13 protein-coding genes are annotated in these 14,244 nt (G+C 57.4%); 11 read left to right on the top strand and 2 right to left on the bottom strand.

The window, feature by feature from the left end; genetic code table 11:
- Window positions 1-39: 39 nt before the first annotated feature.
- The 7 genes from EP166_RS06365 to EP166_RS06335 all read left to right on the top strand — a co-directional run bounded on the left by EP166_RS06365 (window position 40) and on the right by EP166_RS06335 (window position 7,716).
- The gene (locus EP166_RS06365) at window positions 40-1,233 is read left to right on the top strand and encodes a CaiB/BaiF CoA transferase family protein (protein WP_127555924.1); all 1,194 of its coding nucleotides are present in this window, start codon (window positions 40-42) and stop codon (window positions 1,231-1,233) included.
- A complete protein-coding gene (locus EP166_RS06360) occupies window positions 1,230-2,342 on the top strand; it encodes a CoA transferase (RefSeq protein ID WP_127555923.1) in 1,113 nt (370 codons plus the stop codon). The genes EP166_RS06365 and EP166_RS06360 overlap by 4 nt, the downstream gene beginning before the upstream one ends.
- Window positions 2,339-3,532 (top strand): CaiB/BaiF CoA transferase family protein, encoded by a 1,194-nt coding sequence (locus EP166_RS06355; protein WP_127555922.1) that lies wholly within the window; start codon window positions 2,339-2,341, stop codon window positions 3,530-3,532. Before EP166_RS06360 ends, EP166_RS06355 begins: the two co-directional genes overlap by 4 nt.
- A 76-nt stretch (window positions 3,533-3,608) precedes the next feature.
- Window positions 3,609-4,634, top strand: coding sequence for a TRAP transporter substrate-binding protein (locus EP166_RS06350; RefSeq protein WP_127555921.1), 1,026 nt, complete (start codon window positions 3,609-3,611; stop codon window positions 4,632-4,634).
- A 54-nt stretch (window positions 4,635-4,688) separates the two neighbouring features.
- Window positions 4,689-5,201, top strand: coding sequence for a TRAP transporter small permease (locus EP166_RS06345; protein ID WP_127555920.1), 513 nt, complete (start codon window positions 4,689-4,691; stop codon window positions 5,199-5,201).
- Entirely contained in the window at window positions 5,198-6,493 is a 1,296-nt protein-coding gene (locus EP166_RS06340) for a TRAP transporter large permease (RefSeq protein ID WP_127555919.1), read from the top strand. The genes EP166_RS06345 and EP166_RS06340 overlap by 4 nt, the downstream gene beginning before the upstream one ends.
- The gene (locus EP166_RS06335) at window positions 6,475-7,716 is read left to right on the top strand and encodes an MFS transporter (RefSeq protein ID WP_127555918.1); all 1,242 of its coding nucleotides are present in this window, start codon (window positions 6,475-6,477) and stop codon (window positions 7,714-7,716) included. The genes EP166_RS06340 and EP166_RS06335 overlap by 19 nt, the downstream gene beginning before the upstream one ends.
- A gap of 69 nt (window positions 7,717-7,785) precedes the next feature.
- Here EP166_RS06335 and EP166_RS06330 read toward each other — a convergent pair whose 3' ends face one another.
- Both EP166_RS06330 and EP166_RS06325 read right to left on the bottom strand, forming a co-directional pair.
- Window positions 7,786-8,826, bottom strand: a complete 1,041-nt coding sequence (locus tag EP166_RS06330) for a TRAP transporter substrate-binding protein (RefSeq protein ID WP_127555917.1) — start codon at window positions 8,824-8,826, stop codon at window positions 7,786-7,788.
- A gap of 303 nt (window positions 8,827-9,129) precedes the next feature.
- Window positions 9,130-9,606 carry a MarR family winged helix-turn-helix transcriptional regulator gene (locus EP166_RS06325; RefSeq protein WP_164743838.1) on the bottom strand — a complete coding sequence of 159 codons (477 nt, stop codon included), beginning with the start codon at window positions 9,604-9,606 and terminating at the stop codon, window positions 9,130-9,132.
- A 156-nt stretch (window positions 9,607-9,762) separates the two neighbouring features.
- On the opposite strand from EP166_RS06325, the gene EP166_RS06320 reads away from it, so the two are divergent.
- The 4 genes from EP166_RS06320 to EP166_RS06305 are packed head-to-tail and all read left to right on the top strand — an operon-like array spanning window position 9,763 to window position 14,244.
- A complete protein-coding gene (locus EP166_RS06320; protein ID WP_127555915.1) occupies window positions 9,763-11,457 on the top strand; it encodes an AMP-binding protein in 1,695 nt (564 codons plus the stop codon).
- Complete coding sequence (locus tag EP166_RS06315) at window positions 11,454-12,269, top strand: enoyl-CoA hydratase/isomerase family protein (RefSeq protein WP_127555914.1); 816 nt, start codon at window positions 11,454-11,456, stop codon at window positions 12,267-12,269. Before EP166_RS06320 ends, EP166_RS06315 begins: the two co-directional genes overlap by 4 nt.
- Before the next feature lie 2 nt (window positions 12,270-12,271).
- Window positions 12,272-13,174 (top strand): SDR family NAD(P)-dependent oxidoreductase, encoded by a 903-nt coding sequence (locus tag EP166_RS06310; RefSeq protein ID WP_127555913.1) that lies wholly within the window; start codon window positions 12,272-12,274, stop codon window positions 13,172-13,174.
- Between the two features lie 47 nt (window positions 13,175-13,221).
- The gene (locus tag EP166_RS06305) at window positions 13,222-14,244 is read left to right on the top strand and encodes a TRAP transporter substrate-binding protein (RefSeq protein ID WP_127555912.1); all 1,023 of its coding nucleotides are present in this window, start codon (window positions 13,222-13,224) and stop codon (window positions 14,242-14,244) included.

Raw genomic sequence — 14,244 nt, 5'->3', positions numbered from 1 at the left:
AGATCGGTGATAAACCGACTTCAAGACAGGAGCTTCCCGATGACGGCTTTGCAGGATATTAACATTGCGGATTTCAGCTGGGTCGGCGCCGGACCGCGCGCCACCAAAGATCTGGCCGATAATGGCGCCACCGTTGTGAAAGTTGAATCGCGCAAGCGCCTCGACCTGGGTCGTCGTTCCCCGCCTTTCGCGGGTGACAGTTCCAACGCCGATGCCTCGGCGTTTTTCGCCCAAACCAATACCTCCAAATACAGCGTCACCATTAATCTGTCGGAGCCCCGTGGCGTTGAAGTTGCCAAATCGCTCATCGCCTGGGCGGATGTGGTCGTGGAAAACTTCGGGCCTGGCTTCATGGATCGCATCGGTCTTGGTTACGAAGAATTAAAGCGCATCAAACCGGAGATCATTCTCGCCAGTGTGTCGGTGGCCGGGCGTACCGGGCCCATGGCTGGCTTTCGCGGCTACGGCAATTCCGCGGCTGCCCATTCCGGCCACGCGGCCATGTCTGGCTGGCCCGGTCATGAACCGCATATGCCTCCCTTTGCCTATGGCGACGTCATTGCGCCCATGTTCGCCACGGTGGCTATTCTCGGCGCCCTGGAAGAACGCGCCCGGACCGGGCAAGGCCAGCATCTGGACATCTCTCAAATTGAACCCATGGTCCATGTTCTGGCCGATCTGTACGCCGAGGCGGATGAACCTGAAAAGCCGGGGAACGGTGATCCGGTGATGTCGCCTCACAATGTTTACCCAACCCGCGATGACGATGGCTGGATCGCCATTTCCGTTGAAAACGACTCCCAGTGGCAGGCGCTGTGCCGGGCGTTTGATCAGCCGAACCAGGCGGTCGACGCTCGATTTGCCAGCGCCGAATCGCGCCGGAACAACAGTACCGAACTGGATGAATGGCTCAGCGACCTAACCCGCCAACACACGGCCGAAACGCTGGCCGCTGACCTGTGCCGGGCCGGTGTGCCTGCTGCGCCGGTTCTGAATGGCAAAACCCTGTTTGACGACCCCGAACTGAACCGCTGTGGTCATTTCACCACGCTTGATCACCCGGTGCTCGGCGCCAGCAAGATGCCGACGCCACCGATGCAGATGTCGGACACCCCATCCTGTGTTGGCCGGTCTCCGTTGCTGGGCGAGCACACTCGACTGGTGTTGGTCGACTGGCTTGGAATGAGCCCTGAGCAAGTCGAGACGCTGCAGCGCGAGGAGGTACTGGCATGAGCATGTTGAGTGGCATCAAAGTACTGGAGTTCAGCAATGGTCTGGTGGATCTCGGTGGGCGAATGCTGCGGGAAATGGGGGCTGATGTGATCTCGGTGACGTCGGAGCGGGCCAGTGACCGGCCACACTGGCGCACTCTGGCCTGGCACCACGGCAAAACCCGCGTCACTGTGCCGGAAGGTGCTGATCTTGGCCAGTGGGCTCTTATTGATGACGCCGACATTGTGCTCGACGACCGGCGTCCTGCGCATACCTCAACGCTGGACGAACTGAGAGCCGGGCGGCCGGGCCTGATACACGTTATCGCACGCCCTTACAGCGCGAGCGGCCCTTACCATGACCGGCCTGCCAGCGATCTGACACTGATGGCCATGTCCGGCCTGATGACCATTACCGGTGAACCGAACAAGCCACCGTTGCGATTGCCGGGAGAGCAGGCTTATGCCCTGACCGGTATCCAGGTAGCGACGGCTGCCTTGTTGGCACTGCATGTGCGCCGCCGCACCGGCCAGGGCCAGCGGGTTGAAGTGTCTGCCTTTCAGTCGGCTGTTCTTGCCAACTACCGGGAAGCCATTATGTACGAATGGACCGGTCGAATCGGCCGGCGGACCGGGAACCAGTTGGTGCGGGGCAAGTCGGGTGTGCGTCAGGTATGGCCCTGTGCTGACGGCTATGTCACCTGGTCGATGATCGATAACCCCAGCATGATGCGATCCATGGTGGCTGTGATGACGGAGCGCCAGGTCGCGGGCGAGCTGGCGGACATAGACTGGGAGGCCATTCTGGTCGCCGATACCCCGCAAGACACCATTGACCGCTGGCAGTCCGTTTTTGGCCGCTTTTTCGCCACCCAGACCCGCGCTGAACTGGGCGCCTTGTCATTGGAGCGTGGTTGGGGATTGTCCGTGATCAAGAATCTGGACGACGTACGACGCGACGCGCACCTGCTTGAACGCTACCTCTTCGTCCCGGTGCGGGATGAAGCTAGCGGCGTCGAGACACCCTTGCCGGGACCTCTGTTTCACCACACAACAGCCGATGAACCACCTGCGCGGGTATTACGCAAACCGGTGCCGGTTACGGCGTCTACCCGGTGGGGTGACCTGTGAGTCGCGCCGCATTGGCCGGGGTTCGGGTCCTGGACTTTTCGCGCCTGTTGCCCGGGCCTTATTGTACCTGGCTGCTGGGTGACATGGGGGCCGATGTCATTCGCGTTGAGAACCCGCGCGAACTGGCGAAACAGGCGACCATATTTGGTTGGGATAAGCTGACACCGGCAGAGCGGACGCGGCTGCGAGAGCGGGACATTCTGGCGCGCAACAAACGCTCATTCCAAGCGGATATGGGCGATGCTGACGTCGTCAGTCTGCTGCATGACCTGGTCCGAACCGTTGACGTTGTGGTTGAAGATTATCGGCCCGGTGTTCTGGAAAAACTGGGTTTGGGCTACGACGCCCTGTCCAAAATAAACCCGGGCCTGGTGTATTGCAGCCTGACCTTATGCGGCCAAACCGGTCCCTATCGCGACAAGCCCGGACACGACCCGGTTGCGCTATCTATTGCTGGCGTGACTTCCCGTTTGGGAGAAGACCCGGACGCTCCCGGGTTTGCAGGTATTCCGGCCGCAGACATCGTAACCGGTACCCACGCCGCGTTCGGCATTGTAACGGCGTTGCGTGCCCGCGACCGGGACGGGCAGGGCCAACACCTCGATATTGCCATGAGCGATTGCTCGATGAGCCTACTGGTCAACCTACTGTCGAGACATTCCGATTTGGAAAATTTGCCCGCCCGCGGCAGTCGCCGGGCGGACATGGGGCTGTGGCGCACGGCCGATGATCAGTTCATTTGCACCACCGATATGGAACCGCGTTACTGGCGCCGGTTCTGCGAAGTGGTGGGTCGTGAAGATTTCATCCACCTGCAAAATGACGTCGAATCCCGGCCGGCAATACGGGAAGCCCTGAATGACATTTTCAAAACCAGAACCCGCGCTGAGTGGCTGACCCTTCTTGAGCAGGCCGGAACCCAGTTCGCTCCCGTGTACAGCGTGAGCGAAGCCATGCAGGACCTGCATAACCGCGCGCGGGGAATGGTCGGGGAGTATCCGTCCAATACTGGCGATGGCGCTGTTCTGCAGTTGGGTTCGCCGCTGAAATTTTCCAGAACTCCGGCATCGATCCGTCAGTTAGGCCGATTACCCGGATCGGACACCCGTGCCATTTTACAGGAACTGGGAATACCCGAAGAGGAGGTTGAGAAACTGATCAGAAACGATTCGGTAATGCTGAGTGAGTGAGTCGATTCGGTTGTCCGCTCTATTCAGAGTCTTCCATACAACAAATATAAAACGAACGAAGAGAGAGGAACTGGTTATGGTATTTAACAAAAAATGTGCAGTTCAAATTGTTGCTGCATCTGTTTGCTCCACCCTGGCCGTTGGCTTTGCCAGCGCAGCGGAATTCAATCTTACCTATGCATCCCCGTATTCAACGACTCACCCTTATGGTGCTGCCGATGAAGCCTGGATTGAGCGTATCGAGGAGCAAACCGACGGACGGGTGGACATCACCGCTTATTGGGGCCGCTCACTGATCAGCAGCCGCGAAGGGGTTGACGAGTTGGAGGCCGGCATCGCCGACATGGCCTACATCACTCCGATCTACGCCACCTCGGGCTACGAACTGAATCGCCTGACACCGGCCTTCTTCTATGGCTATTCAGACCCGGCTCATGTTCTGGAGGTTTACCAGCAGCTTTGGGAAGACTTTCCAACCTTTTCCGAAGAGCTGGACGGTGTCCGGGTGCTGGGTTTCAACGTAGGCACGCCGATGCACCTGCAGTTGCGGGACACCCCGGTTCGGGAGCTCGAAGACTTGCAAGGCTTGCGCATTCGCGCAGCGAACGATTACATCGGCGCCCTGGCTCAATTCGGTGCTGAAGGTGTGGCCATGCCAATGGGTGATACCTACCCCGCACTGCAGCGCGGTGTACTTGATGGCGTGGTTGCGCCCTACGAAGCGTTGAAGTCGCTGAGTTTTGGGGAAGTGGTCGACTACTACGTTGATCTGCCCCATAGCCGTGGTGCCTATGCCTCGCGGGCCATGAATCAGGATGTTTGGAATTCGTTGCCTGAAGACATACAAGCGGTTTTCATCGATAACATCGACTGGCTGACGCAAAAGAATCTTGAAAATTCGATGGCCGCAGAGGAATCAGGTAAAGCCTTTGGGCGTGAGCAGGGCGTGACCTTTATCGATATCGCAGACTCGGAAAAACAACGGTATGCAGAGGCCTTTGTCAGCAGCGCCCGGGACGTAGCGGAAGATTTGGACGAGCGTGGCCTGCCGGGCACTGAGATTCTAGAACAGGTTCGTCAAGCCCATCAAAACGCCGACTAAGCCCAAGCCGGAGGGGCCAGACAAGGCGTCTGGCCCGGATTCGCGGAGATTAGCATGAGAATGATCGAACGCCTGCTGCGCTGGGTTGTGACGGCGGGTGCCTTCACCGGCGTGGCCTGCATTATCGCCCTGATGTGTCTGACCGTGGTGACGGTGAGTTTTCGGGCCATCGGCATCGCTTTTCCAGGAACCTATACGCTGGCCGAGATACTCCTGATCCCGGCGATCAGCTTTTCCCTGGCCTATGCCGCCTATGAAGGGGCCCATACCCGGGTTGAGTTGATGACGTCGATCCTGCCTGAACGGCTGTCGAGTCTGCTCGACGCTCTGATGCTGGCACTGGGTACGGTGTTTTGGGTGGTAGTAGCGTATGCCGGAACACTCGAAGCACTCAAGAGCGCCCGAAACCGGGAAGAGGCTCCCATTCTGGGGTTTCCGGTCACGCCGTTTCGGTGGTTGCTGGTGATCGCCATTGTGCTGTTGTGCCTGGTGTTGGTGGTGCAGGTTGTTCGGGCTCTGTTGCGCACGAGACAGGTTAAAGAAGTCAGTAAAGGGAGTCAGTCATGACGCCGGTAGTTACTGGAATTGTCGGCCTGATTGGCCTGTTCAGTTTGATCGCGATGGGCATGCCTATCGGTTTTGCCATGGGCCTGGTTGGTTTCCTGGGCTTTGCCTATCTCATCAGTTTTCATGCCGCCATCATCAAGGTGGGGGTTGTTACCTTCGATATATCCACAAACTACGCCATCGGAACGGTGCCCTTGTTTCTATTCATGGCCCATGTTTTGTTCGCATCCGGAATCGGCCGGGATCTGTATGACGTTGCCGCATGCTGGCTGGGTCGTCGTCGGGGTGGTTTGGCGATGGCAACGATTGGAGCTTCATCGGGCTTTGCCGCAGCAAGTGCGTCGAGCATCGCAACAACGGCGACGATGGGATTGGTCGCACTGCCTGAAATGCGCAAGCACAATTACGATGTGTCGCTGGCCTCCGGGAGTGTTGCCGCCGGCGGAACCATCGGTAGTCTGATTCCTCCCAGCGGCATGTTCATTATATATGGTATTCTCACCGAAACGTCGATTGGCAAAATGTTTGCCGCAGGGATTATTCCCGGTATTTTGCTGGCAGTGTTTTATATGATAACGATTGCCGTAGTATGCCGGATAAACCCGAACGCCGGCCCACGGGGCCCCAAGTATTCGTTCAGTGAGAAACTGGTCAGCCTCAAAAAAACCGGTGAGGTCATTATCCTGTTTATGCTGGTGATGGGTGGGATACTGCTGGGTTGGTTCACGCCTACGGAGGCAGGTGCCATGGGTGCGTTCGGTGCCATCATTGTGGCCAGTCTGCGTCGTCGATTGAACTGGAAAGCATTGAAAGAAGCGATATATTCCACACTTAAAACGACCGGTATGATTTTCGGTATTCTATTTGGTGCCCTGGTCTTTAACAGCTTCATCACGGTGACGAATATTCCGTTGAACATCGTCGGTTTTGTGACTGAGTCCGGCTTCTCTCCGTTTGTGGTCTTGCTGCTCATCCTGTCCGTTTATTTGTTGTTGGGTATGGTGCTTGATGCCTCGGCCATGATGACATTAACCATTCCGCTTTTCTTTCCGCTAGTTACCAACCTCGGGTTCGATGCGGTGCTGTTCGGTGTGCTGGTGGTACGGATGACCGAGATTGCACTGATCACACCACCGGTGGGCATGAACGTTTATGTGCTGTCCGGTATTGCCCCCGACATACCATTGCGAAAGATCTTTAAAGGCACCTTGCCGTTCGTGATGGCCGATGCCGTACACGTCGCACTGTTGCTGACCTTCCCGATTCTGGTGTTGTGGCTACCAAGCCTGTAGTTGCAAATGCCTGGCGACGCTGGGGCATTGTCGGAGCATCCGGCGCGCTAACCGGTGTTGGCCAGGGGTTTGTGGCCTTTGCCATTTCCTCGCTGGTTAAACCCATTGCCGGAGACCTCGCCGTAGGGCGGGGCACAGTGTCGATGGCGATTGGGCTGGGTCGGCTGACGACCGGTTTGCTGGCTCCGCTGGCAGGCTATTTGTCGGATCGTTTCGGACCTCGCTTGCCCGTAATTCTGGGTATGTTCCTGCTCGCCCTGGGCCTGGCATTTATGGCTTTTATAGAAACCGCTGTCGGGCTGGTGATGGTTTGGTCCGTACTCGTTTCGGCCGGAGTCGCTCTGGGTTTCATGATCGCCCTCGATAAGCTTGTCGTACAATCGACGGTTCATCGAAGAGGGCTGGCTTTAGCCGTTCGTTTTTCGGTCGTCGGACTGGTCACCGCTTTGCTGATCCCGCTGGTAGCCTCTTTATTGGATCGATTCGGCTGGCGGGCAACCTGCCTGATATGGTCCGTATTGATCGTTTCGCTGATACCCTTCGCTTTGATCGGATTCCGGGGCGGCAGAGTGCCAGGTGACTCGCAGCATAGGGCAGCTCAACCAACAACGGGCAAGAGCGATACCCGGACTGGATGGCGCACCATCGCAGCCAGTCGGGCGTTCTGGTTACTTGGCCTGGGTTTTATGGCACAAGCTTCGATCAATTCAGGGTTGACTGTGCACCTCATGCCCCTGGTAACCGACCAGGGCTACCCGGAACGCATGGCAGCGGCGCTGCTCAGCGGCTTAATCCTGTTATCGATACCGGTTCGGTTGTTAACGGGTACATTGTCAGACTTACTGACATCCAGGACGCTGGTTATTGGCTTTGGTGGAATGCTGATCGTCGAGAGTTTCAGCCTGATCTGGTTCGGCACCTGGCCGTCATTAACGGGGTTGATCGCCATGCTTGCCATGCTGGCCGTCAGTGTTGGCGCCGGCACGCTGATTGTCATGGTGCTGGTCAGCCGGCTATTTGGTGAGCATCGATTCGGTTCTGTACAGGGCAGTCTGATGCTGCTGCAGGTGCCCGGCACCACGCTGGCCCCGATCCTCGCGGGCTATGCCTTCGATTTAACCGGAAACTATCAACTCGCACTATGGGGGTTTGCCGGTGGCTTGATGTTTATAGGGTTGTTGATTTTAACCTGGCGATTGGGGGGAGCAAGCCCATCGGGTTGACACTACTCGCTACCTTTCGATGATATCGATTGGTGTTAGCGGCGTTTTATAAGACGCTCTGGGTTCACGTTATTCCAAGGTTGTTATGATGCGAGAATAACGCGCAATGTAACGTCTTGCTTCATGAACCAGTGTTTCACCATCGATGCCCTGCCTGGCCATATCGTCGATCCAGCGTCTGACCACTTGTTCGCTGAGCGCCTCAAAATCATAAATTATATCCACATCCAGGCGGTTAACGCGGTCACGCTGTGCGCGGAACATCGGAGCCTCCAGGTCATCCCAGGCCTGGCCCATGCTGCGGTAGAGATCCTGGCCGATTTGGTCATCGATTACCTGTCGAAGGTTCGCGGGCAGTGACTCATATCGGTCCTTGTTCATCAGCAGTAAAAAAACCGCAGTACCAAAACGTGAGCCGTCGCTGCCTTGCACGGTTTCTGTTACCTGGCTTTCGAGCCCCAAAGCGGTAAAAATTTCAAGCGGTAGCAGGGCGCCATCGATTTGATCGTTGGCGAAGGCATCACGAATTTGCAGGACAGGTACGGTAGTTTCGCGAGAACCCCAGGCTTCCATTAACCAGCTTCCAGTGCGAGATGGCGTGTGAATGCGAAGGTTGCGGACATCCGCAGCACTTTGGATACTATGGTTTTTCAGGTGCAAAGCGTTGCCACCATGTACGTGCACCAGTAAGGGCTTAACGTCAGCGTAATCGGCTTCGATCAAATCAAAATTAGCATAGATTGCCCTATTGGTTGCATAAGCGCTGCGAAAGTGAACGCTGGGCAGTTCGAAAACTTCGGTGCGTGGAAACTGGCCAGGGTGGTAACCCGCCAGTGTCCAAATCATATCGACTTCTCCGTCAACTAGCTGCTGATACAAATCTCCAGGCACACCACCGAGTGACATCCCCGGATGAATACTGACGTCCAGCTGGCCGTTGCTTTCATCTCGCAGTCGTTGGGCAAAGGGTTCCAGCAGGACGGCTTGAGCAGGAGAGTTTGGCCCCAGAAAATGATGCAACCTTAGGGTATGGTTTTCTGCCTGAGCTGAGTTCAGCATGAAAAGACTGAGCAACAGCACAGCCAGACCTCTTGGAGTATGGGTAAGCACAGGTATAAATCCTTGTTGTTATTGTTGTAGTGTTAAACGGCGACCCTCCCGCCTAATGCTGTTAATGAAGTGGGTCGCGTATTTTGCTGTATAGTCGGAGTCGAATTGTTGTGCGACTAAACAATTACCCTAGGCAGGGATTAGGCATTGGTCGATGCCAATCACTAGAACGCAGCGTTTAGTATTTGGGACGGGAGTGGGCTCAATCGGGCACAGAGAGCCCACTTTGATGTCCCCGGCATTGAGAAATGTCTCGTAATATTCATTTCAGGGGCCTCTGGCCGCCTGGGTCACGTCTCTGTGTCAGCTACGCAAGTTGTCGATGATGTGACCCAGCATCTCGATCAACCGTTCCCGGTCTTCGGCAGGTATTCCCTTAGCCATCCTCTCCTCGTGGTCTGCTGCCCGTGCAGCCAGTTCAGTCACAACCTTCTCGCCCCTGGGAGTAAGCCAGACACCTCGTGCACGCCGATCCTGTGGAATGGCTCGGCGCTCTAGAATCTCCTCTTTTTCAAGCCGATCCAGAATAGTGACAAGGCTCGATTTCTGCAGTCCGATGGCGTCTGCAAGCTTGTTTTGCGGCTGGCCGGGGTTCGCGGAAACGATACCAAGTAGCCCAAGGTAGCGGGGGGCAACTCCGTGGTCGGTAATCTTCTCTTCAAAATTCCTATAGGCAAGGATCTGCGCCAGACGCAGGCGATACCCCACCGAGGCCTCCATTTCCCCACCACGCAGGACACTCTCCTGCTCATTTTTTGATGATGAATTATCGTCATGCATCCCGAACGATCCTTTTATTGACAAGGTTTCTGTAATGTCTATATAGTTTGAAAATAAATAGTACGAAGACGAACAATACAATGTCGAACTATGCGAAAGCCGAATCATGATGCCTTTAGGGCAAGAGCAAGGCAAGTCGGCACGGAGGGGAAGGCGATGTCTATTCGCGAGATTGCATGGTGGCCGGCAACTGACGGTGCCAGCCTAACGGATGAGACCCTGGGTTCCCTGCTTGATGCCCAGGCAGAGCGGTTTAAGGATCACACGGCGGCGGTATTTGTGGATACTCGAACCGACGTAGAGACACGCTGGACCTATGGCGAACTAAAAGTAGCCACTGAGCGTCTTGCGCGCGCCCTCATCGGTTGGGGTGTCAACAGGGGCGACCATGTCGCTGTCATGTCGCCCAACCGGGCAGAGTGGATCCTTCTCGAATACGCGCTGGCTCGAATGGGGGCCGTCCTAGTTACGGTTAACCCGTCCTTGCAGGAGCGGGAGCTGGATTATCTGCTGACTCAGGGGCGCATCAATTACCTGATCTTTGCTGACACTTTTCGCAAACAGGATCTCGCAAGCATGCTTGAGGGCATGATGTCGGGCGCGGGGATGAGAGGGCAAAGAGGGGTAGCCAGCCCCAACTACCCTGATCTGAAAGGTCTCTGCGCGTTCGATTCGGGCGTGAACGGTGCCCTGTCTTTCTCAGTGCTTGAAACGATGGCCGACGAGGTCTCGCCGGAGGATCTGCAACGTCATCAGGCGGCTGTGAAGCCCAATGATGTGATGCAAATCCAATACACCAGCGGCACCACAGGCAAGCCAAAGGGCGCCATGTTGTCGCATTACTCCACGGTCAATAACGCACGGTTGATGAGTCAGCGCGGCGGGTTCCGTTCCGACGATGTGTTGCTCAGCGCGATGCCTCTGTTTCATACCGCAGGCTGTGTTTGCAACATCATGGGCATGCTGGCCTGTGGCGGTTGTGTGGTCGTGCTCGATGACTTTGAGCCGGGCGCCGTGTTGGCTCAATGGGAGCATCATGCAGCGACCATCATCAATGGTGTTCCGACCATGTATAGCCGCATGATGACCCATTCGGATTTTGCACGTCGCCGAACCGATGGACTGCGCCTGGCGTTCATGGGAGGCACATCGATCCCGCCAAGCCTGATGCAACAGGTCTGTGATGCAACCGGCGCCCAGCCGATGATCATCATGGGGATGACCGAATGCAGCCCGATTATCACCCAGACTGATCCAGATGATCCCTTTGATGTGCGAATCGCCACCGCAGGTATCCCGCTGCCCCATACCGAAGTGCGCATTGTTGACCCTGATAAAGGTGATCCGGTGGGTTGGGGAGAGAAGGGCGAATTGTGCATTCGCGGTTATCTTCTGACCCGCGGTTATTTCGACATGCCTGAGAAATCGGCTGAAACGATCGACGCCGATGGCTGGCTGCACAGTGGTGATCTCGCTGTATTGGAGAAGACCGGCCACCTGCGGATCGTGGGCCGGCTCAAGGATATGATCATCCGAGCCGGCGAGAACGTTTTTCCCGTCGAGATCGAAGAGTTCCTGCTGGAGCATCCCGCAATATCACAGGCTCAGGTGGTGGGCGTGCCCGACCCTGACCTTGGCGAGCAGATCTTTGCCTTCGTCTTACCGGCCGGCGACGCCAGGCTCACTGCCGACGAGATTCGAGATTTTTGCCGCGCCAACATCGCCCGGCACAAGATCCCCAAATACATCCATGCACTGTCGGCCTTCCCGATGACCTCCAACGGGAAGATTCAGAAGTTTGCCCTGCGTGAATTGGCGCTAAGCCTGATACAAGAGGAAGTCTCCTTATGAGCGACGTTCTGCCGCTGCTTCTCGAAAAGTCGGACGGGGTCGCCCTGATGACATTCAATCGGCCGAAGGCACGCAATGCCATCAGTCCGGAAGTCGCCTGCCGTCTGGCCGATGCCTTTGCCGACGTGGCTGGGGATGACTCCGTACGTGTCGTGATCCTGACCGGAACGGGAGACAGGGCTTTTTGCAGCGGGGGCGACCTGGCCCTGACGTTACCACTGATGACGGGCGCTCGACAGCCTGAAACGCAGTGGGATTACCGCCTGCTGGATGATCCGGGAATCATGGACCGTTCCGCGCTGCGCGGGTTTGAACTGAACAAGCCGATTATTGCCGCCATCAACGGCCCCTGCATGGCTGGCGGCATGGAAACAATGCTGGCCACCGACATTCGGATCGCAGCGGATCATGCCACCTTTGCCCTGCCGGAAGTGAGGCGCGGGTTGATTCCTTTTGCCGGCTCCCTGGTCCGTCTGCCCCGGCAAATACCCCAGTGCCTGGCGATGGAAATGTTGCTGACCGGCGATCCCATCAGCGCAGAGCAGGCATTGAGCGCCGGCATGATTAACCGGGTGGTTCCCCAGGCCGAGTTAATGGCCAGTGCCTGGGCGATGGCCCGGAAGATCGCTGCAAACGGGCCGCTCGCGGTTCAGGAAGTGAAGCGCACGGTGCTGCAAGCCAGCGGTGTAACGCTGGAGCAAGGTTACCGGATGGAGGACGCTGCCAAGGCACGGGTCATGGCATCGGACGATGCGCGTGAAGGTCCCCGGGCCTTTATGGAAAAACGGCCCGCTGTGTTCCGGGGAGTATGAAGATGACCTCCGCACTTACCGGACAAGTCCACATTGTTACCGGCTCCGGCCGTGGTATTGGGCTGGCTATAGCTCACGCCATGGCTGAAGCCGGCGCGGCTGTGGTCATTAATGATGTCGATGCCGACGTTGCTGAGGCGGCGGCTGACCGAATCCGTGCTGCCGGTGGCCGGGCCGCTGTCGCCGTGGCTGCCATCGGCGAAACGGAAGCAGCGGATCACTGTATCCGGGTCGCCCTGGACCAGTTCGGGCGTATGGACGGCCTGGTCGCCAATGCGGGCGTACTGCGAGATGCGATCTTGTGGAAGGTGACCGATGACGATTTTGATTCGGTGCTGCGCACACACCTGCGTGGAGCTTTCACCTGCGGGAGGGCCGCTGCCCGCTATTTCCGTGAAGCGGAGCAGGGGGGGACCGTGACACTGGTTTCCTCGGTAGCGGGGCAGCGCGGCAATGTTGGACAAACGGCCTATTCAGCGGCGAAGGCTGGGGTGGCGGCGCTGGCACGTACCTGGTCGATGGAGCTGTCCCGGGCGGGCGTCAGCGTCAATGCCATCGTACCCACGGCGGTCACGCGAATGGTCGCGACTATACCGGGGCTTGGCGAAGTCGTTGAAGCTGCCGAGCGCGGCGAACCAATCCCGCACCGGTTGCGCCACGAACTGGGCCTTGGAACGCCACAGGATGTAGCCCCGCTGGCGGTCTTCCTCGCCTCAGAGGCGGGACGCCAGATCACAGGGCAATGCATTGGGATTGGCGGCGATCGGTTGTCGCTCTGGTCCCACCCGCAAGAGATTGCGCTCTGTCACCAAGAAGGTGGCTGGAACGCGGACAGTATCGCTGAGGCGTGGGCGCACACGATGTCTATGCACCGGCAAAAGGTCGGCATCGACCAGAAGACCTGAGCCCGGCAACCGTCCGGGATCTTAATGCCATTGGGAGGAGAGATACCATGAACAACAAAAAGACGTTATCCATCTTGACCACCACGGCCCTGATCGGCCTCGCGGGCGCCGTACAGGCCGAAACATCCTTGCGCCTTGCGCATTGGCTACCGCCCGGCCATGCGCTGCAGACGACCGGATTCGAACCCTGGATTGAATCGATCAGCGAAGCGTCGGATGGCGGTATCAGCTTTTCGATCTTTCCGGCCCAGCAGTTAGGCTCAGCGACCGATCACTATGACATTGCACGCAATGGCATTGCCGATATCACATTTGTCGCGCCCAGCTATCAGCCGAGCCGTTTCCCGATCATTTCGCTGGCGGAACATCCCTTCATGGTGACCAATGCCATCGAAGGCTCTGCAGGGTTCAACGACTGGTACCAGCAGTATGCGCAGCAGGAAATGCCGGATGTCCACGTTTGCATGGCCTTTATACAGGACCCCGGTACGCTGCATACCGTCGAACCGGTGACCTTGCCGTCTGATCTTGAGGGAGAAAGCATTCGTCCGGCTCAGGCCGTCATGGGGTCGATGGTTTCGCTACTGGGCGGGGTCAGTATCCAGGTGCCCGCACCTGAAGCACGCGAAGTGATTTCCCGCGGCGCAGCTGATGGCATTACCTTTCCATGGGACAGTGTCTACCTTTTTGGTATCGACAAAGAAACGAAGTACCACATTGATTTCCCCCTCTACACGACGACCTTCGTACTGGCGATGAACAAGTCCCGTTATCAGGGGTTGCCTGAGAACGAGCGCGCCGTCATTGATGAGCACTGCACGTCACAGTGGGCCAGCGAGATTTCATCGGGCTGGGCCAGGCAGGAACAATCAGGCCGGGTGCGAGCGATAGAAGACCCAACGCATACCGTTCACGAGCCGAGCAGTGCAGAAATGGCTACCTGGCAGGAAGCCACCGCACCGTTAATGGACGCCTGGCGCGAAGAAGTCACCGATAAGGGATATGACGCTGCCGCGATCGAAGCCAGTTTCCGCGAGATCATGGGTGCCGCCGGTGCCCTCTACGAATGA

The organism is Saccharospirillum alexandrii, assembly GCF_004000275.1.
GTDB classification, from domain to species: Bacteria; Pseudomonadota; Gammaproteobacteria; order Pseudomonadales; family Natronospirillaceae; genus Saccharospirillum; species Saccharospirillum alexandrii.
The sequence above is the reverse complement of the archived record's forward strand: the minus strand, read 5'-3'. Positions and strand labels throughout refer to the sequence as shown.